We start from the raw sequence: 20905 nt of genomic DNA, 5'->3' as shown, positions 1-20905 counted from the left end.
TTGAAATAAATTGTATTACATGTGTTTAATTTATCTCTACGCTGTTTATTTTTCAAAGACCAAAGTAGTATTAATGAAATTTATTATCTCATTAAATTGTAGTATTTAAAAGCTTGTTCAACGTTTTGCTTTGCCGTTAATGTTTCTGACGACTCTTAATACTATAACAGCTTCCCAAAAGTTTGTCAAGAGCTTTTCAAAATTATTTTTCAAAGTTTTTTTAACTCATATATCAACTCTAAAAAAGAGTTATTTAAAGCTTAATGCAAAAGCATTAAGCTTTTTCTTCTGTGCTGCAAATTATTTTATCTTGTGTTTTTTTTAAAGTTTTATCTTTCGTAAAATGTCGTTTCGTGACGACTCTTAATACTATAACAAAGAATTTAAATTGTTTCAAGTGTTAATTTATGACATTTTCTTAATTTTGCTTACCAACCTATCTTTAAATTCAAGACCATCTAAAAATAACATTATTATAATGTATAAATACTTATATATTCAATCTATAAGCTTCCTACTCTGAATCATGCATTCTGATAGAATAATTTAAACAAACAAAGGAATCTTCTTCCTTAAACCCTTCTTGTTTATAAAGTCGTATTGCATTTTCATTTTCTCCATTAACTGATAGTATAGCCTTATTCATCCCTTTGGACTTGCCATAGCTTAAAGCTAACCTCAATAAGTTTTTACCTATACCCTGCCCCTGATACTCTGGAACAACACTTAAAGAACCTATTTGCGTATAATACTCATCATTTTTCAGATCTTTTCCAGTTCTAACAACTCCTATGGCTTCATCATCATGATACAAAAGAAAAATTCCTCCTTCAAGATGATCATCCCAATTAGACATTTGTGATACAGTTTCTTCAGTAATAGGAGTGAATCCTAAAAGTGATGAAAATCCAGCATTTCTTACCTTGCAGAAATCTTCCTCATCCCTACCAAACTTAAATTCTCTAAGCTCATATTCACTAGAAAAACTGTATTCTGAAATATCCAATGCTGGCCTTTCTAATAAAAAAGCATATCTCTCTACATTATAATTAAGAGACTTTAATGTTCGAATAGTTTCTTCCTCTTTAAGAGGTATGAATATATATATCCTATCAATTGACATGCAATCTTCTAAAATCTTTTTAAAGATTATTTTATATCCATCTATCCCCTTACTTGTATGTAGTATTCTAAATCTACCCTTTCTATACTTCAAATCTAGCATAAGAGAACCTACCCCAACTATATTGTTATTTTCCACAAGTAAGTATGTTGGATTAATTTCATCTGCCCGAAAATCATTTAACTCTTCATCATATAAGAAAGAATCATCTACTCTATCTCTGTACTTCTTACAATAGTTAATAAATTCTTTAATTCTGTTATTGCTTAATTTTTCTACTCTCATACAATTCGCCCCCACACAGAATATTATTTTAATTAACTATACTTTATCTCTACTTTAGTTCCATGTACACCAGCTTCTGCAGGAGAAACCTCTAATTTGACTGGCACTCTATTCTTCAATTCTTCAACATGACTTATAATCCCTACACATAAATCTTCTCTATACAACTTCTCTAAAGACGACATCACAACTTCCAATAGATTATTATCGAGAGTTCCAAAGCCTTCATCTAGGAAGAAGAATTCAAGAGAAGTTCTACCCTTTAATTGTATTTGTGTAGATAAAGCTAATGCCAATGATAATGAAGTCATAAATGTTTCTCCACCTGATAGAGTATTACAATCTCTTCTAACACCACCATTATAATTATCACATATAATGAAGTTCCCTTTACTATCTAGTTCTAAGGCATACCTATTATTTGTTATTTCCATGAGTCGTTTAGATGCTTCCTTAGCAATATATTTCAAATGATTTATAGCTACATATTCCACAAATTTATTCCCTCTAACAAGGAATGACATATCATTTAGCATATCTACAGTGTGTTGAAGTTTCTTCACTTTTGATTTTAATTCTCTAACATTCTCAAGGTCTTTCTCCATACTAACTACCTTTTCTTTTATCTGCCCCATTTTCTCTATAATATTATTATAGATTTCTTTTTTATTAGCCCTATTTTCCTTAATTTCTTTCCAGCCTTCTTCTGAGATTGAGCTATCCCTTAGATTTTCATTTATTCTAGATATATTGTTATCTATTGTTCTTACTTGATCTTTAAAATCACTTATAGTACTATCTAAACTGTCAATCTCTTTTGCTTCTAATATCCATAATTCCGCTTCTTTAATACTATTAAAACCATTATCCACTAAAGCTGACTTAATTTCTCCATCTAAATTAGTATATTGCTTGTTTAAATTTTCTAGATTGTTCTCCAATCTAATAATGTCATTCTGCAATTTATTAAGTTGATTTTCTTTAGATTTCTTCTTTTCCCTAAGTACTTCTTCATTTTCTCTTATTTCATTAATCAAATTTTCTACATATGATAAATATTTTTTAGGATCTTCTTTGCCACAAATATTAAATACTTTACCTTTGTTATTTTCTATCTGCTCTAATTTTCCTTTAGTATCTGACTCTAATTGAACTAATTCTGTATTAATTGAATTAATTTTTGAATCTATATTTTCTTTATCATTATCTAAACTCTTAATCTTATTTCTATATTCTTTTAACTCTTTTTCAAGCCTATCAACTTTTTTATCATTACTTTGAATTTTTTCCATTCTTTCTATCATATTATCTACGTTTAAATCTACTTTAACATCATTATATTTATCATCTATAACCCTTAACTCTTCTTTTGTATTGTCCATTTTATCTCTTGCTTCATCAAGTCTTTCATTTAAGCTTTTAATTTTTTCTTCTAATGCAATTTTCTTATTGTTCAGACCATTAATAACTTCTTTAGCATCGTCTAAATCTTCTCTATTTTTATTAATCCTTTCTGTCCATGTCTGTAAATCATTTATTTGCTGCTTAACTAACTTTTCTTCCTCATTAATTTGATTATCAAGCTTCTTAGAGTCTCTTGACTCTAGCTTCTCTTTAAATTTTGCTATATCTTCACCTAAGCTACTAATATCTTTATCAAAAGACTTGATTTCCAATTCCAATTTATTTATATCATTCTGAAGATTTCTTATCTTTTTTATTATTGCTTCTCTCAGTTCCTTTTTATCTTCTAAACTAACATCATCATCCATTGAAGCTTTTTGAGGATGATCTTTAGAACCACATACAGGACAAGGAGCTCCTTCTTCCAACTGATTACTCAAAATGATTGCTTGTTGATTCTTTTCAATTTCTTTTATCTCAGCTTTGAGTAACTCCTCTTCCTTCATCTTCAATACTAACTTTTCTTTTAATATTAAGAGTGAATTATTTAATTCTTCTCTATTACTAGTTATACTTTTTCTCTCTTTTAAAGCATTTGCAATCTTTTCCTCAAGCTCAATTACTTCTTTCTTTTCTCCTATTAATTTTTCAATATCTCTTTGCTTTGAAATTATAAAGCTCTGGTCCTTAGGTTCTTTTGAAATGAGACTCTCCATTTCCTTTTCTATTTCTTTAAATTTCATTGATTCCTTTTCAAGGGAAGTATTAATATCGCTTAAATTCTTATTTTGATCCTGCAAGATAAGATTATAGGAATTTATTGTGCTTAATTCATCTTTAATATTTAAAGATAGCTCCTTTTTCCTTTTCTCTAGCTCAACTCCATAGCCGAGCTTTTCTCTAAAATCAGATGAGATGCTTAGTTTTTCTATTTCTTTTTCCTTATCATTAACTATTTCTACAAGTCTAGCTTTTTCATCATTGAAAAATAGCTCTCTCTTTTTCAACTTATCAAAAGCCTCTTTTAATTCCTTTAACTTCATTTGATTCTTATCTACTTCTAAACTAAGATTAGATGCTTCTTTATCTAGGTCTATGGCATTTTTGATATTTGTTTGTTTTTCTATAAGGTTATTTAATTCCTTTTCTTTTCTTTCAAAAGCTTTATCATATTCTATCTTAAGCTTTGATAACTCTGAACCTAATATATCCATTTCTTTTTTGAGCTCACTTAGGTCATTTTCACCTTTATTAAGTTCAATCTTAGTTCCTCTAAATTTAGTAATTAATGGAGATACATTATTAGCTTTTTTCCCTTTTTCAAGTTTTTCTTCTTTTGCTTTAATATCATCAGCCTTTGACTTTAATTCTATTTCCTTGGCTAAATACTCTTTTAATTCATTTTGCAACTCCCAAACCTTCTGATACTTTTCATATTTCTTATCTAGCTCTTTTATTTCTTCTCTTAACTCATCTCCATTTGATTTAACACTACTTAACTCTGTTTTAAATTCCTCTAGCTTTACCTTACTCACATCATCATATCTATTTAATTCCCCATTTAATACATTAAGCTCTTCTTCCTTGGCTTTTCTCGATGTATTTATCTTCTTGGCTAATTCCGTTCCATATTTACTTAATCCAAGTACTCTTTCAAGCATATCTCGTCGTTCTGCACCTGTTAATTTAAGAAATTCATTGAACTTACCTTGGGGTAAAACCACTGATCTAGTAAAGTCATTAGCCGTTAGTCCTATTATTCTAGTAACTTCATTCTTTACCTCATTTACCTTGTCTATAACTCCATCTTCTCCATCATTATCTACAGAATAAAACTTTACAAAATCTGTACTGATACCACCATCGTCTTTTTGCTTAATGCTACGTTCTACTTTATAGCTTTTTCTATCTTTACCACTTCCACTTTCAAACTCAAAGGATACATATAACTTACCTGCATCAGTGTTTATATACTCTTTAGTTCCTCGAGAAATCTCTCCATATAATGCTATAGTTATAGCATCTAGTATTGTTGACTTTCCACTACCTGTAGGACCAAAAATCCCAAACAATCCCCTATTGGTAAGCTCAGTAAAATCTATAATTTGCTCCTCTTTAAAACTATTTAAACCTGATATCTTAAGAATCTTAGGCTTCATCTTCTTCACCTTCTTCGTTTACTATCTTTGCAAAAAGCTCCATAAATTCTTGAGTAGGCCTAGCTTTTCTTTCACTAATATAGAACTCCTCAAATAATTCCATAATATTTCTTTCCTTCATTTCATCTACTTCATTATCTCCAGCGTTATCTATATCTTCAAATATTGGATTTATAGCCAGTACATCTGGCTTTAATTTTTTTATCTCTTTTATTTCACTTTGGGTTAAAACTCTATCTGTTTTAATTTCTAAATAAGCCCATACTTCCCTTTCTTGACTTTCTTCACATTTATTAATAGCCTCTTCAATAGAATTACATTTCCATACCTCTATGGGCTTTCTATTCTTAAGAAGAATTTCTTCTACCTCGGCATCTTTTCCTGGTTCTATATCTACTAAATATACACATTTGCTATAGCTTCTTTCACTCTTGCTATATTGTAGTGGTGATCCAGAGTAATATGCTCTATTATCAATACCCTTAACCACTTGGGGTCTATGCAGATGTCCCAGAGCAATATACTGGGCTTTTTCAGGGAGCATATTTGCATCTACAGTGAGTCCTCCTCCTATTTGTATTGGTCTTTCAGAGTCAGTTGTCTCTCCACCTGCTACAAAAATATGACTAGTAGCAATATTAATGGCCTCATCTCTAAATTTATCTGATAATTCTGAAAAGATATGTCCAACTCTCTGAGAATAGGACCTTCGCATTTCCTCAATGTCTTTAGCTTCTTTAAATACTTCATTTAACCTTTGTTCACTAGGATATGGCAAAGTTACAAAGACAACCCTATCATCTTTATATTGCAGCTCAAAATATCCTTGTCCAGCATCAAGGATTTCGTGCTTGCCTACCCTACCTAATTCAATAGAACTATTGGGTTTTCCAAGTAAAATAACTCCATGTTCATAGGCAAGGGGCTTAGATGCAATTATTCTGTCAGGATTATCATGATTGCCTGCGATAGCAACTATAACTCTTTCACCACCATTCGATAGTCTTTTTAGAGAGTTATAAAATAGCTTTTCAGCCCTAGCCGGTGGATTACTTGTATCATAAATATCTCCCGCTATCAAAATCATATCAACATTGTTTTCTTCCACTATTTCAATCAAATCATCAATAAACTTCTCCTGCTCCTCTATCCTACTATGATTTTCTAAATGTTTACCTAAATGCCAATCTGAGGTATGTAGTATTCTCATTATATCTTCACCTCTTTATCAATATTAAATAGATATAGATAACTCTCAGAAACCTTTTTGCTAGTTATCATTTCTAGAGCTTCTTTATATATCTCCAACTGTACCCTATATCTATTAACAGTTCGCTCAATATTACCATCATATATATAGTCTGTTTTGTAGTCTACTAAAACTATTTCATCATCTTCCCAGAAATAGCAATCAATAACCCCTTGTATCAATAAGTCATCATCACAATTATCTAATCCATCAATTACTTCTCTTGCCTTTTTCCTAAGCACAAAAGGTGCTTCTCTTTGATAATTTCCACTATTTAAGATTCTATTCCCTATAGAGCTCTGGAAGAAGTTCAATATTTTCTCAGTATTAATTACTTTGGACTCTTCCTCTGTCAATAACTCCTTAATTACCATTGTATCTATTTGACCCTTAATTTTCTCAATGGTATCAGAATTCTTAAAATCTAAATGCTGCATTACAAAGTGCATAAAAGTACCTTTTTCAGCATTTGTAAATTTATGCTCACTTTCAATAAATGTTGGCATATCATTAATAGCCGAAGTTTTATAATTAATACTATCCATATTCTTTGTGGATACTTTCTTAATATCTGTAACCGATAGTTTCGATGGTATCTTAACAGATAAATCATGCTCATATGACCAATTAAACCTCTTTTCGATTATATCCTTAAATTCAGAAGATTTTTCTCTATTAAAGTTGATTAGTCTATCCCTATAGTTTTCTTTTTCCTTTAATCGTTCATCTTCTTTTAAAAGTATTTCATCCCTTTTTACAATTTCAATATTCCACTTAGATTCTTCACCTTCATTATTAGTAACCACATCTCCACTATATATCTCTCTAAGCATATCTCCGTCCTTATGCTTAGACAATGCACTTAATATCCAGTCAAAATAGCATTTACCATTTATCAAACTATAAACAGAATTTTTCCCGCACCATTTCTGACTTTCCTTCTCAATATTTTTTATAGAGCCTACTAAAACAAGCTTATCTACTGCCCTTGTTAAAGCAACATAAAGAATTCGCATCTCTTCAGATAAACTTTCAATTTTCATTTTTCTTTTAATAGCCACTTGTGGAAGGGTTTCAGAATAAACTCTTTTATCTATATCTATATACTTTGGACCTAGTCCTAAATCCTTATGAAGTAAAATATCCTCATGGGTATCTCTCAGATTAAATTGTTTACCTAAACCTGGACAAATAACCACAGGAAACTCTAGTCCCTTACTCTTATGAACACTCATTAATCTAACTACATTTTCGCTCTCTCCAAGGGTTTTAGCAGTACTCATATCCCCTCCACTTTGAGAAAGCTTGTCAATGAATCTAATAAAGTTAAATAGACCATTGATAGCACTCTTTTCAAATTGCTCAGCCCTATCAACTAATATTCTTAGATTTGCTTGTCTTTGTATTCCACCTGGCATAGCACCTACATAGTGATAATAACCTGTTTCGATAAGTAGTCTCCAAATAAAGTCATCAAGCTTTACAAACCTTACTTCTTCAGCCCATCTATTGATATTCTTTACAAAGCCCACAAGCTTGTGCTTAAGAGCATCATCCTTTTCCTCAATATATTTTTCAATAGCTTCATAGAAGCTTCTATTTTCTCCATTTAGTCTAATATCAATAAGCTCTTGAGTCGTGAATTTCCCTATGGGTGATCTCATAGTGGCAAGTAATGGTATATCTTGCCTTTTATTATCAATAACTGCTAATAGGTCCAGAAACACCTTTACTTCAATAACATCAAAATAACCTGAACTATCATCAGAATAAACTGGTATTCCCTCATCTAAGAAGGCTTCCATAAATATAGGGGCCCAGTTTTTAGTTGCCCTTAATAAAACAACTATATCTCTGTATTCTATTTCCTTATATTCATTTTTCTTTGGATTAAAGGTTTCTTTTCCAAGCAAATCCTTTATTTTCTGAGCTACAACCTTTGCTTCAACTTCAACATAGGTCATTTCTGCAATATCTTCATCTATCTCTTCTAAATCTTCAGTTTCTTTTTCGATAATGCTTACATCTATTGAAGGGTCCTCTATTGGCTGAAAATCTAAACCTTTATAGAGATAGGCCTGTTCATCATAATCAATTTCACCTAGCTCCTTTGACATTGTATTCTTAAATATGTAGTTTACACCTTCAAGAATTTCATGCCTACTCCTAAAGTTCTTAGATAATATGACCTTAACATCTTTATCCTTAGTGTCATCAGAATAAGACTGATACTTCTCTATAAACAAAGTAGGATCAGCCATTCTAAATCTATATATACTTTGCTTTACATCTCCAACCAAGAATAAATTATTGTCTTTTTTAATTCGATTTATAATTGTCTCCTGCACAATATTACTATCCTGATATTCATCAACAAAAATGTATTCAAATCCCTTTCTAAATACTTCTTGAACTTCCTCACGTTCTAATATCCTTAAAGCATAATGCTCCAAATCATTGAAATCCAATATACCTTTCTCAAGTTTCTTACTTTTATATAGTTCATCAAATTTCATAACCAATTCATATAAATAGGTCATCATTGGATACATGTGATTTATCTGTTGAATCTGCTCATCTATACCCTTAGTAAGAATACTTTTTTGAATTGGACTTATGATTTTATCTTTATATTGCTTTCTAAAATTTTTTACTTCCTCTTGGAGATTAGCATCAACCTCTAGTTTTCTTTCTCCCCTAATTGAGCTAAATTTCTTGTGCTTTATATTTGTTATATCCTCATAAAAATTTTCTAGACTGATTCCCAAGCTATTTTGTAAGCTATCAATATTTTGCAAATCATCTATTAGTGCTTCCTCATATTCTTGGGGACCACCGACACTTTTACTTATCTGGATTGCTTCATTTATTATGTCTTTAGCTCCCTTTAGCTCTATCTTAATACTTTCCTTGATAGTTGCTGCCCATAAACTATTTTCGAATTCTTCTTCATTCATATTAAATTGTTCAACGGATTCCTTAAGCCATTGTTGGGGATATGGCTTACTTTGAATAAAGGTATAAATCCTATATATAAGCTCTTGTAGCTTTACATCTTCTCTATTAGTTCCAAAGGCTTCAACTAAAAGAATAAAATTATCGTCTGCAATCTCATACTCTTGTTCCATCAACTCGTCTAATGACTCTTGGATTAAAATATTCTTTTCTGTATTGTCTCCTATTCTAAATGATGGATCTATGTCTATTAAATGAAAATTTCTCCTAACAACCTCGATACAAAAAGAGTGAATAGTAGTTATATATGCTTTATTTAGTAAGTTAAGTTGTCTTCTCAAGTGAGCTTCATTTTTAGGTTTTTCTTGAATTTTATCAACTAAGGCTTTTAATATTCTTTCTCTCATTTCTCCTGCAGCAGCATTTGTAAATGTAACTATAAGCAACTTATCTATATCAATCATTTCCTGGGTAATGATTTGTATAATACGTTCAACTAATACAGCTGTTTTACCTGAACCAGCTGCAGCGGATACAAGTAAGTTAGAATCCTTAGTTTCAATTGCTTTCTTCTGCTCTGGTGTCCAATTTGGCATTATTCTTCACTCCTTTCTTCCTTTATCTTTTGTAGTACTTCTTCATCTTTTAATTTAGCAATATTTCTAAATTCATTATTGTCTATTGTTGTATCAAACTGGCAAATAGAAGAATACTTACAGAAATCACATGACACTCTTTGATTTACCTTACACGGCTGAATCTTTATATTTCCCTTTAATATTTCCACGGCCATTTCCACTACTAAATTTTTAACATGGGATATTAATCCTTTTATTTCACCATAGTCAGCCGTGGAAGAAGTCTTACTTAACTCACCCTTCTTGGTTATATATGCAGGGATTACATCGGAACGACCACCATCTTCAATTGAATTATCCATAGATTTTACTACCTTTACGTCTTTAATTAATAATCCATCCATTTTCAATTGCTTTAATATTTCATTTTCAATTACTTCAGTATCTCTTTCATCAGAGTTTATCATAGGGTCATCAATCTTAAAGTAGAAAACTCCCGCTGGATGAACTTCATCCTTTGTGATAAGGGACTTATTCTTTAAATACTGAATATTTTCTATAACAGCATCTAAATAAACTATTAATTGGATTTGCAACCCGTAATAGACCTCTGATAATGAAAATTTCTTGTTTCCAGACTTATAATCAATTACCTTTATATATTGCTTGTCTTCACCATCTAAAACATCTATCCTATCGATTCTACCTTCTAACCTTATTTCTTCACCATTTGGTAATTGAAGTACGATTGGAGGAACTTGGTCATCTTTTCCTTCTCCAAAGCCAAGCTCATGGTCTATAGGTATAAATTCTCCTCTTTTTATATGTTCGGTTAATGTCCAAACAGCCCTTTTACTTACCCTCTTTAATTTTTTAGATAAATATTTATATCTGTGGCTACTTAGCAAGATATTATTTCCGAACTTAGGAATAAGCTCGTCCACCAATTCTTCAACTAATCTGTCACATTTTTCCCTATCTAATTGACTCCATTCTATTTTTTCAACCTTAATTTTCTTTGAAAATTCCTCAACAGAATTATGGAATAGAGTTCCTATATCAAATTTCTCTACCTTATATTCCTTTCTTTCCTTAGGCTTTAATCCATAGTTAACGAAATGAGCAAAAGGACAATTAATAAACCTTTCCAATCTAGAAATACTGGCTCTTAAAGGAGTATTATATAGCTCTTTAGCAAATTCCTCCCCTATATATCCCTCTTGATTATCATGGAATAATCCCTCTATTGTATTCTTAATATTACCTTGCCAATTATCATTGTTATAGTACCAGTTATATACATCCCACCACATTTCAGATATTTCGTTACCCTCTATATACTGTCTTAAATATTCAATTAAATATTTGAAGGTTGACATAGGTGTAGATATCTGTCTAAGCTCTTTTTCTTCATTCATAATTATGTCACTTTCAATACTCAGTTCAGGAAAAATACTCTTAATTCTATCAATAAATATGGATCTTCTTAATGCTGTTCCTTCATTATCAGCTAAGGCAAAGCTAATATATAACTCCTCAGAAGGCTTGGAAAACATAGTATATATTGAAAATCTTTCTTCACAAGCCTTAGTTTCAATATCAGAAGTTATGGAAATACCAATATCCTTCATAGACTGTTTTTCATCATCTAATATGATTCCATCATCACTAAATCCCGATGGTAATATACCATCATTAGCACCCACAACAAATAATGCTTTTATATCATGACTCTTAGACCTCTCCAAACTTCCTACTAAAACCTGATCCAAAGTAGGTGGAATAAGCCCTACCCTATATTCTGAAAATCCTGTTTGCAATACATTTATATATTCTTTTAGAGATATTTTAGTATCACCAAGAATCTCAACCATTTGTTCAAATACTTCCATCACTATATTCCAAATTTGAGTATTTTCATTAACATAGTCTAGATTCCCACTTTCAGTTAACTCATCAATCCATTGTTGTAGTTTACTTTCAATATTTAGATCAGAAAGAAATTCAATTAGTGATAGAGTCTTATCCTTTACACCATTACTTTTCTTAAGCCTTTTCCTCAATTTATCAAAAGGCTTAATCAGACTCTTTCTGACTTTATTTATCAGTTCTAAATTATCGTCTTCATATATAAAGTCATCAAACCATTTATCTCCTCTTATACCATACTTAAGAGCATAGTTCTCTAATAGCTCCCACTCGTCTCTATTTAAATCAGTAAATCCTGTTTTTGCATATTTAAATACATCCTCATATTTAAAGCCCCTATTAACAATATCTAAAGAGGATAATATAAGCTTAATAATTAAGTTGTTCATAATATTTCGTTTTTCATCTATAAAAAAAGGAATGTCATATTCTCTAAAGACTCTTTTGATTATTGGAGCATAACTAGACATTGCTGGTACGACAACAGCTACATCCTTCCATCTATATTTTTTATCCCTTATTAATGACACTATATTCCCAGCAACATTTTCTACTTCTGTATATGGATTTGCACCAGAAAATATATTTATATTATTTACATTACCTTTGTATTCACTAGAAGGATATTTAAATAGCTCCCCTTCTAAATACTCTAACTCATTAGACTTTTTATCTAAATTGCTATCTAAGGCAACTTTCTTATGTTTCACACCATATGCATTACATATTTCTAACAATTTGTCATAGGTCTTCTGAGTTGGATAGAATAAGTCCCTATCTCCAATATTGTTAAAATCAATTGTCAATCCAAAATTTATTCTTTGAGCCTTATGTACTAGTCTCTCGATAATTCTAAACTGTTGAGAAGTAAAGCCAGTATAACCATCAATCCAAATCTCAGAGTTATTAAAAATCTCTACCTCTTCTAGCTTCTCAATTAATAGATTAAATCTATCTTCATCATCTGTGTATTTATCCTTCATATAGCTATTGAATTGTCCAAACATATAAGCTATATCACTTAACTTTTGTTTTAACATACTATCCCCTTCAATAAACTGGGTTTTCATATGCAAATCTTCTGGTGTAATATCGTTCCTTTTAAATTCACATACCATCTCAGAAAAGTTAATTAAAAATCCCGATTGTTTAGATGCATTTTTATATATAGATAAATCCTTTGAATGGTCATCAAAGAGTCGTCTTAGTATCATAACCTTTCCCAAATCATTGATAGCAGTTTTTTTGATGCCGCCAACCTCTGTTAATACCTTATAGGCTAACCTTTCAAAGCTTAATACTTCCACCTCCATAATTCCAGTTAAATTCATTTTAGTTATCAAATCAAACTCCGTCTGTAGAGTAAATTGCTCTGGAACTATAAGAAATAGTTTTTTATTCTTATTTAAATTCTCTTTTATCTCTTGAAATATTTTATAGGTCTTACCTGTTCCTGCTCTTCCTGTAATGAATCTCATTTCCACATAAATCACCCCAAAACTAGATTGCATAATACTTTAATAACTTCTACATTTATGCCCTTTTTCCTGCCAATTATGCTTTTCATTATTTTCCTTAGCCTATGAATTAAAAATATAATCTTGATTAAAGCTTCAAGATGCAATTTTCTCTTTTGTTCTTTGAAAATTGTATAACTTTCAGATAATAATTTAATAATAATATTAAATTATACTAATTAAAACGGCTTATCTAAGCATTTTTTACCCTTAATTCTAATAAATTTGCAAAAAAACTATTAATTTACTTTTTTACGGGTAAGGGAAAAATAAGGTATGTTTATTTAGAATATTATATAGGAGGTCGATGATGAACAAAAACATGATAAAAAATAGGGTTGGTAAGACTCCTCTATTACGAGCTTACAACTTAGAAAAAGAATTGGGTATTTCAAAAATTTACTTAAAGTTAGAAGGTAATAACCCTTCTGGACATAGAGTAGACAGGCTGGCATACTTATTAATTAAAGATGCTATATCTGTGGACAAAAGAACTATTTGCTTAGGTACTTATGGTATTTTAGGCAAATCTATAGCATATTTATCAGATTATTATGATGTTAATTGTACAATAGTTGTACCTAAAAATAGTGATTTAAAAAATGATGAAATAATTAAATCTTCAAGAGTCGAAGTTATTGAACGTGGAGAAACTATTAATGAATGCTTGCATTACAGTCAAAAGTTATGCGAAGAAAATAATTGGTATAATGCTAATCCTGGCATGGAAAACAATATTATAAATATGACAGCTCTTTCCTTTATTGCCAAGGAATTAGATTCTCAAATTGGTGAAGAAATTAATTCGGTATTTTCATTAATGAGCTACGGATTTTCCGTATCAGGTTTAGATCTTGGCTTTAGACAGCTATGGATAAATGAAAAAATAAAGAGATTGCCTATGCTTTACTGTTGTACTATTAATAAAGGAAATACAATATATGAGTCCTATAAGAAAAACAGCTCTAAAATTTTACCTATTCCTAAAGAAAAAGTTAAGGTTAATAAATATAATCGAGATTTAATTATATATGAAAGTTCTATCGCCCAAGATGCTCTAGATGCGATTTATGATACTAATGGAAAGGTTACTGGAATCAGTGAAGAAGAATTAATTAGCTATATTAATAAGTTTAGAGAATTAGAAAATGTAGACCTTGATATAGCTAATGGATACCCCATTGCAGGTTTCATGAAAGAGGTTGAAAAAGGTAATATTTCTGATGGGAATCACGTAATTCTATTAAACGATGGAAGAATTGATCTAGATATAAGGAAGGTAACTAAGGATGATACCGACCTTTCAGTAGATAAAATTGTTGAAATGGTTGATAATTGGTTAATGGATTATACTGATCCTACCTACGAAATAAAGGATGCACTACATAATGCTTTTGATGAAGGCTTTGTTATTTTTGCTTATCATAACACTGAGCTAGCAGGAATTTCAATTATTGTAAATACTGGTTTTGAAGAATTTATACCTACTTATCACCTAGCATATATTGCTACCAGTAAGAAAGCAAAAGGCAGAGGAATCGGTACTGAATTATTAAGTACAGCCATAGATTTAACCGATGGAAATTTATCACTACATGTTGAACGAGATAATGATAGGGCCATCAAACTCTACGAAAAAATGGGATTTGAAAAGTCTTACTTTAGAATGATTCATAAGGGAAGGCACTAAAATATTGTTGACTTGGGGCTATTTGCCTCAAGTTTTTTATTTATTTAACTTCGTTCCAGTATATGTGAACTCATTTTGATTCATCTTTATACAATCACCATCATCTATCCCTATTATATTCCCACAATACCTACACACAATTTTGTCACTATCTTTTTTACTATAATCCTTCTTAATTCTGCTATAATAGCATCTTAATACCTTACCATGACCAATCTTATTATATTTAAAAGCTTTTTTACCACACCTTGCACACTTAATTACTAACACAAAATCCCCCCTCATACAATGATATCTTATTCTTTTTTTACTTTAATTTCAAATAATATCATTATATTTCAACAGAATACCACTACTAAATTAGTAGTGGCACTCCTTATTCACTATCACTATCATTCTCATCTTCTTCTGATTCTCCAATAATAAATGAATCAATTACATTCCTAAATGTATCTCTTTCTGGGTAACTATCCTTTCCTTCATCATATTGTTTTGTTATATCATCTTGAGTAAATTGACTTTTCTTTTTATTCTTTAAATCTTTTTTATCATTTCTCATGATATCACCTCAAAATTAGTATTTACTAGTAATTATGTTATATACACTTATTAACACTAATAAAGGTACAGTTATTTGAAAATACTAATACGGCATAAAAAATTAAGTTAAAACTACTAATTTCACAGGAGGAATAATGTCAAAAAAGGCGAAAATATTATTAGTTATAAGTGGACTTTTTGCCTTGGGATTAGGTATGTCAAACGTTTTCGTTAATGTTTTCCTTTGGAAAAAATCTTCAAGTATAATTACTGTTGCCACTTACAATTTAATGCACTATATTTTCATCCCCTTATCTTTTATAGTAGGAGGATGGATATCAAAGAGAAAAAATGGAATTTGGCCTTTAAGAGTAGGTATTATTGGATATGTAGTATTCTTTATTACTATACTTGTATTTAGAAATGATATTGAAAATCTTATTTTCCCATTAGGTTGCCTTTTCGGTATATCCTCAGGATTCTATTGGTTATCATTTTCTGTTCTTAGCTTTGATTTTACATCTATAAACAACAGAGATACCTTTAACGGAATTAATGGATGTGTAATGGGGATTTCCAATGCCATAGCACCATTTATAGCATCATTAATTATTGCTAATTTTAAAAATATCTCTGGTTACATTATTGTGTTCTCAATTTCTTTAGTACTATTCCTGATTCTTATACTTGTAAGTTTATTATTGCATTCAAATCATTATGGTGAATATCTTGATATTAAAAAAATCATAAGATCTGGTAATAATCAGTGGAAAAAGATGAGAATTAGTACAGTAGCTTGGGGATTTAGAGATGTTGTAATCTTATTCTTAATTAGTATTCTATTATATAAAACTACAAAGAGTGAAGTTGCCTTGGGAGAGATTTATCTTATCTCCTATTTAATATCTTCAGCAGCTTACCTATTACAACAAAAAATAATAAAGCCTAAAAGAAGAATGTTTTCTATGCATTTAGGTTCAATTATTATGTTTATAGCTGTTGTAGGTTTAGCAATTAGAATAAGCTATAGCTTTATTTTAATCTATGTAATATTAGATGCTATATTTATGCCATTTTTCTCAGTTCCAAGATTATCAGCAATATATAATCTCTTAAGTAAAAACCACGATGAAAATATGAGAACAGAGTATATAATAAATAATGAGCTGGCATTGAACTTAGGTCGAATAATTAGTACTTCAATTTTAATATTACTAATTAAAACTATCCCGTATGATAATGTTCTAAATTTATATTTATTATTTATAGGTAGCTCTCAATTTATTGCATTATTTTTCTTAAAAAAGTTAGATGTGTGGGTGAATTAAAAGCCTCGTTAATCAAAAATTAACGAGGCTTTATCTTATCCTTTAATAACACATAGTGTTTTTAACTTCTTAATTGGTTTAATTAAATCTAATTCCTGCTCGATTACAACATCTATATCTTTATATGCCCATCTAATTTCGTCATTAACATCAGATTTATTATTTTTACCTAATACTATTCCTTGATCTTTCAAATCTAAAATAGTATCTTCAACAGAGAATAACTCCTTAGCTTTTTTTCTAGACATCTTTCTACCTGCCCCATGGGAGCAACTGTTAAATGCTTCTGGATTTCCCAAACCTTCTACAATATATGAATAGCTTCCCATAGCTCCAGGAATTATACCCATATTCCCATTCTCAACACATATTGCTCCTTTTCTATGAACCCATACTTCCTTGTCATAGTGCTTTTCCAGTGAAGCATAATTGTGATGGGCATTAATTTGATTATTAAAAGATATTCCAGGTATGATTCTTTTCAATTTTTCTTTGATTACTTCCATCATTTTATTCCTATTTTCTTTAGCAAAATCTAAAGCTAGGTTCATCCATCTAATATACTCTTGACCTTCTTTAATATCAAGGGGTAAAAAAGCAAGGTCATAATTAGAGGGCACCGAAGAATACCATTTACTATTCAAATTTTTAGCTATATTATTAAAATACTTTGCCACCTTATATCCAAAATTTCTACTACCTGAATGTAACATAACGCAAAGGAATCCATTTTCATCCTCTTGAATTTCTATAAAGTGATTCCCTCCGCCTAATGTACCTATCTGATTATATCCCCTTTCAATTTCTTCATATAATTCAGGAATACTTTTGAAAAATTCATTTTTCTCAGCATCATCTAAAACTTTACTATCCTGCTTTTCCTTATGATGTTTAAATCCTGTGGGTATATCCCTCATTATCTGTCCAACTATATTTTTATATTGTCCTTCGTTTAATTCAGATTTATGTATATTGGTCTCAATAAATCCCATTCCACATCCAATGTCAACGCCAACAGCATTTGGTATTATAACATTTTCAGTAGCAATAACTCCACCAATAGGCATCCCGAATCCAGCATGAGTATCTGGCATCAGGCAAACCCATTTATGTATAAATGGTAAATTAGACAGATTTTTTGCTTGCTCTAAACAAGATTCCTCTAGCTGTTCTTTATCATCAAGCCATACTTTAATTGGCCTATATTGTTTTTTGTCATCGTATATAACAAACATATTAACACTCCTAATCTTAATTTCATTCCATAACTAATCTAATATAATTAAATCCATCATACCTCTTCTTTTTCCTATAAGCAAATAATTTCCATCCCTATACATGGTAAGGTGATAGTTATTTATAACCCCCCAAGACCATGCATATTGAGTAAAGTAGTCTCCTACCTGATACAACAGTTCCCCACTCTCAATATCAAAGGAATAAATAATACTTTTATATACCACAAATAGCTCATCATTTATAATTAGAGGCTTTATATTAATCAAATCATCCAAATTATTAGGAAAATGGTTTTCCCATAATGTATTACCAGTGGCTAATTCCACAGACTTAATCTTATTGTCGGTAATATAATATAGCTTATCATCATCAATAGTTGCACAAAGGAAGACTTCATCTTTGTTCCACAATACTTTGTTTTCTAAATTAGAATACAAACTAAATTCCGTTTTATCACGATTTTTATGATAATGTCCTCTTTTATCTCCATAAGAATCTTCATTAAGAGTTCTTAGAATGGAATATTCCTCATTTAAAAGTACAAGGGTACTGGCTTCATCCCTAATATATTGAAGAACTACTCCTGTTTCAAGATCTATTAATCTAAATCCATCTTCAAAACCAATCCACTGTTTATTATTCCAATTGTTATTACTCCAGTATATAGGATCACCTATTATATGATCAATACCAAACATTTCCCCTGTTTCATAAGTCAACTCGCCCCTTCTAGGAATATCAATTGTAAAAACCTCTTTTCCTGTTTTCGAATCATAAACATCAAAATCTTTTTCATCAGTTTTCTTTTCCCATAGAATAATTCCTGTTTTCTGATCGACCCCAAGTATTATACGATTATTATTTTTTCTAGGTATATCCGCACATTCAATAATAAACTCATCTTGTATTGAAGTTATTTTTATGCTACCTCGATTATATGCATTATTAAGAATCTTTTCCCATATAATTTTTCCTGTTTCAATTTCTATACATTGTATTTTTTTATCTAGGGGTACTGCTGTTATAATGTATTTTTTGTCACTACTTAAGCTATAATCAACTCCCATGTAGCCTCCATATACAGACCATATCTCGTTACCAGTTTTCATATCAACACCATATAAATACTCGTCATTATGATAGCCACTGTAATACCTATCATGGCCATAAATTAAAACAACGTCTCCTACTCGCCCAGCCGGTACTAAATTTTCAACATTTCCTTTAAAAGTCCATTCTATATCCATTATTTCCTTTAAATATCTTACGGTATCATATCTCTTGATTGAATCATCAGACAAGTCTATTTCATAGGATACAGTATAATCCCCTAGAGTTGTTAATGCTTGAATATAAATTTTATCCTTTTTTCTTTCATAGAAAGAGCTATCTTTTAAATCATAAGAAGTATAGATTCTCCTTACCTCTTTAATTTCCTTTGGAAGTTTATATTCAGCGACTCTATTCCAATTATAATCCCATATAAGGAAATAATTATTATCCTCTTTAGTGTAAGTATAAATTTCATAATAATCATCTCTATCGCTTAAATAATCATTACTTGGTATAACAGCTACATTAGTTATATTATATTCTTTAATAGGCTCATCCTCTAAAGATCGTGTAAATAAGTGCTTCTCCCCATACCAATTTGATACTAAAGTTACTTCGTTATTTTCATCGCGTACTTTAAATATTAACCAATCACTCTCATAAGATATATTAAGTACTTCTAAATCTATATTAGTAACATTAACATTCATATCTGCAATATATGAAGTTATATCTATACTATCTGCTGTGTCATCCTTTTCAAAGGCTACAGTAGTCTTGGAAAGATATAGATTATTATTCTTATCCTTTGTTAGTATAAAGTCATCAGATTCATAGTTTATTATATCCCAAACAGTAGTTCCACCAATATTCCTTCTTAACACTTCAATATCTGGTATAACAGGATAAATATCTTGTTCACCACTTATATCATCAACTATATAAAGGTTATCAAATTCTTTTTTTACAATATTTCCATACTTATTCTGATTTTTTTTCTTATTCTCTTTCTCATTATCATTTTCTCTCTTAATCTCTTTCTCATTTTCTTTCTTTTGTGATTCAACATCAGCCTGTTGAACTTCTTTATCTAACTTACCATCAACTTCTTGTTCATTTTTTTTCTGAGAACAGTTAGTTAATAATATCAATACAGTACATAAAATAAAAGTTTTTAAAAATTTCTTTTTCATAGAATCCCCCCAATTGCATCGTATAATGTTTACACGTAAAGCCTATATAATAGTATCTATGTCTTATCTTAAGTAAAAAAACTAAAGGTTTTATCCCTTTCTAATAAATTCAATGTTACTATTAAATTGTATCAAATTTCCATAACAACTCTACATAATAAAAATAGAACCCAGGTGTCAGTCTGAGTTCTTAAAATAATCACTCTTTTCAACCCGTTGGAAATATATTACTAAACCTTCATCTGTAGTATAATAGCTTTTATTTAGTACTACTCCTTCAAACTCGTATAATAAAGACATATTTCTTTCTTTAATTTGCTTTTCCATCATATCAGATAAAGCCTTTTTAAAATTAGGATTATTAACCAGTTTTACCTACACTAAATCTTTGATTTCATAAGATGATTCTATAAAGTTGCTTAACCAGGTATTGGAAAATTATGTTTTGAAAATTAATGCAAGCATACTCATATTAACGACTTATTTAATAACAATTTATCATACATTTATTTTTAATCTATTGCTCTTATTGATTCAACTACATTAAGAGATATTGCTTTTTTTAATGGAATTAAGGTTGATATTACTGTTAAGGTGGTTGTTACTACACATGCTAAAATCATGGATGCATAACTTATTTCTAACTCTAAGTTCATTCCTTTT

The 20905-nt window shown here is 30.0% G+C and carries 12 protein-coding genes; 2 read left to right on the top strand and 10 right to left on the bottom strand.

What is annotated here, in order from left to right; genetic code table 11:
* Positions 1-514 precede the first annotated feature (514 nt).
* The 5 genes from JMO20_RS14525 to addB are packed head-to-tail and all read right to left on the bottom strand — an operon-like array spanning position 515 to position 13160.
* Positions 515-1408 (bottom strand): GNAT family N-acetyltransferase, encoded by an 894-nt coding sequence (locus tag JMO20_RS14525; RefSeq protein WP_202710420.1) that lies wholly within the window; start codon positions 1406-1408, stop codon positions 515-517.
* Between the two features lie 32 nt (positions 1409-1440).
* Positions 1441-4971, bottom strand: a complete 3531-nt coding sequence (locus JMO20_RS14520; RefSeq protein WP_202710419.1) for an SbcC/MukB-like Walker B domain-containing protein — start codon at positions 4969-4971, stop codon at positions 1441-1443.
* Positions 4961-6181: an exonuclease SbcCD subunit D gene (locus JMO20_RS14515; RefSeq protein ID WP_202710418.1), complete on the bottom strand. Its 1221-nt coding sequence runs from the start codon at positions 6179-6181 to the stop codon at positions 4961-4963. The genes JMO20_RS14520 and JMO20_RS14515 overlap by 11 nt, the downstream gene beginning before the upstream one ends.
* Positions 6181-9771 (bottom strand): helicase-exonuclease AddAB subunit AddA, encoded by a 3591-nt coding sequence (addA, locus tag JMO20_RS14510; RefSeq protein WP_202710417.1) that lies wholly within the window; start codon positions 9769-9771, stop codon positions 6181-6183. Before addA ends, JMO20_RS14515 begins: the two co-directional genes overlap by 1 nt.
* Entirely contained in the window at positions 9771-13160 is a 3390-nt protein-coding gene (gene addB / locus JMO20_RS14505) for a helicase-exonuclease AddAB subunit AddB (RefSeq protein ID WP_243414756.1), read from the bottom strand. The genes addA and addB overlap by 1 nt, the downstream gene beginning before the upstream one ends.
* Positions 13161-13509: 349 nt before the next feature.
* Here addB and JMO20_RS14500 point away from each other — a divergent pair, with 349 nt between their 5' ends.
* Positions 13510-14889 carry a pyridoxal-phosphate dependent enzyme gene (locus JMO20_RS14500; protein ID WP_202710415.1) on the top strand — a complete coding sequence of 460 codons (1380 nt, stop codon included), beginning with the start codon at positions 13510-13512 and terminating at the stop codon, positions 14887-14889.
* A gap of 36 nt (positions 14890-14925) precedes the next feature.
* On the opposite strand, the gene JMO20_RS14495 is transcribed toward JMO20_RS14500, so the two are convergent.
* Together JMO20_RS14495 and JMO20_RS14490 are read right to left on the bottom strand one after the other, a co-directional pair.
* On the bottom strand, positions 14926-15159 hold the full coding sequence (locus JMO20_RS14495; protein ID WP_202710414.1) for a hypothetical protein: 234 nt from the start codon (positions 15157-15159) through the stop codon (positions 14926-14928).
* A gap of 106 nt (positions 15160-15265) precedes the next feature.
* Entirely contained in the window at positions 15266-15448 is a 183-nt protein-coding gene (locus tag JMO20_RS14490; protein ID WP_202710413.1) for a hypothetical protein, read from the bottom strand.
* Between the two features lie 136 nt (positions 15449-15584).
* Between JMO20_RS14490 and JMO20_RS14485 the strand changes: the two genes are divergently transcribed.
* A complete protein-coding gene (locus JMO20_RS14485; RefSeq protein WP_202710412.1) occupies positions 15585-16757 on the top strand; it encodes an MFS transporter in 1173 nt (390 codons plus the stop codon).
* A 35-nt stretch (positions 16758-16792) separates the two neighbouring features.
* Here JMO20_RS14485 and JMO20_RS14480 read toward each other — a convergent pair whose 3' ends face one another.
* From JMO20_RS14480 to JMO20_RS20810, 3 genes are all read right to left on the bottom strand, one after another.
* The gene (locus tag JMO20_RS14480) at positions 16793-17992 is read right to left on the bottom strand and encodes an RtcB family protein (protein WP_202710411.1); all 1200 of its coding nucleotides are present in this window, start codon (positions 17990-17992) and stop codon (positions 16793-16795) included.
* A gap of 33 nt (positions 17993-18025) precedes the next feature.
* Entirely contained in the window at positions 18026-20242 is a 2217-nt protein-coding gene (locus tag JMO20_RS14475; protein ID WP_202710410.1) for an outer membrane protein assembly factor BamB family protein, read from the bottom strand.
* A 177-nt stretch (positions 20243-20419) separates the two neighbouring features.
* Positions 20420-20542 (bottom strand): hypothetical protein, encoded by a 123-nt coding sequence (locus JMO20_RS20810; protein ID WP_243414755.1) that lies wholly within the window; start codon positions 20540-20542, stop codon positions 20420-20422.
* Positions 20543-20905 lie beyond the last annotated feature (363 nt).

The sequence above is a fragment of the Sporosalibacterium faouarense genome, assembly GCF_016765695.1.
GTDB classification, from domain to species: domain Bacteria; phylum Bacillota; class Clostridia; order Tissierellales; family VENL01; genus Sporosalibacterium; species Sporosalibacterium faouarense.
The sequence above is the reverse complement of the archived record's forward strand: the minus strand, read 5'-3'. Positions and strand labels throughout refer to the sequence as shown.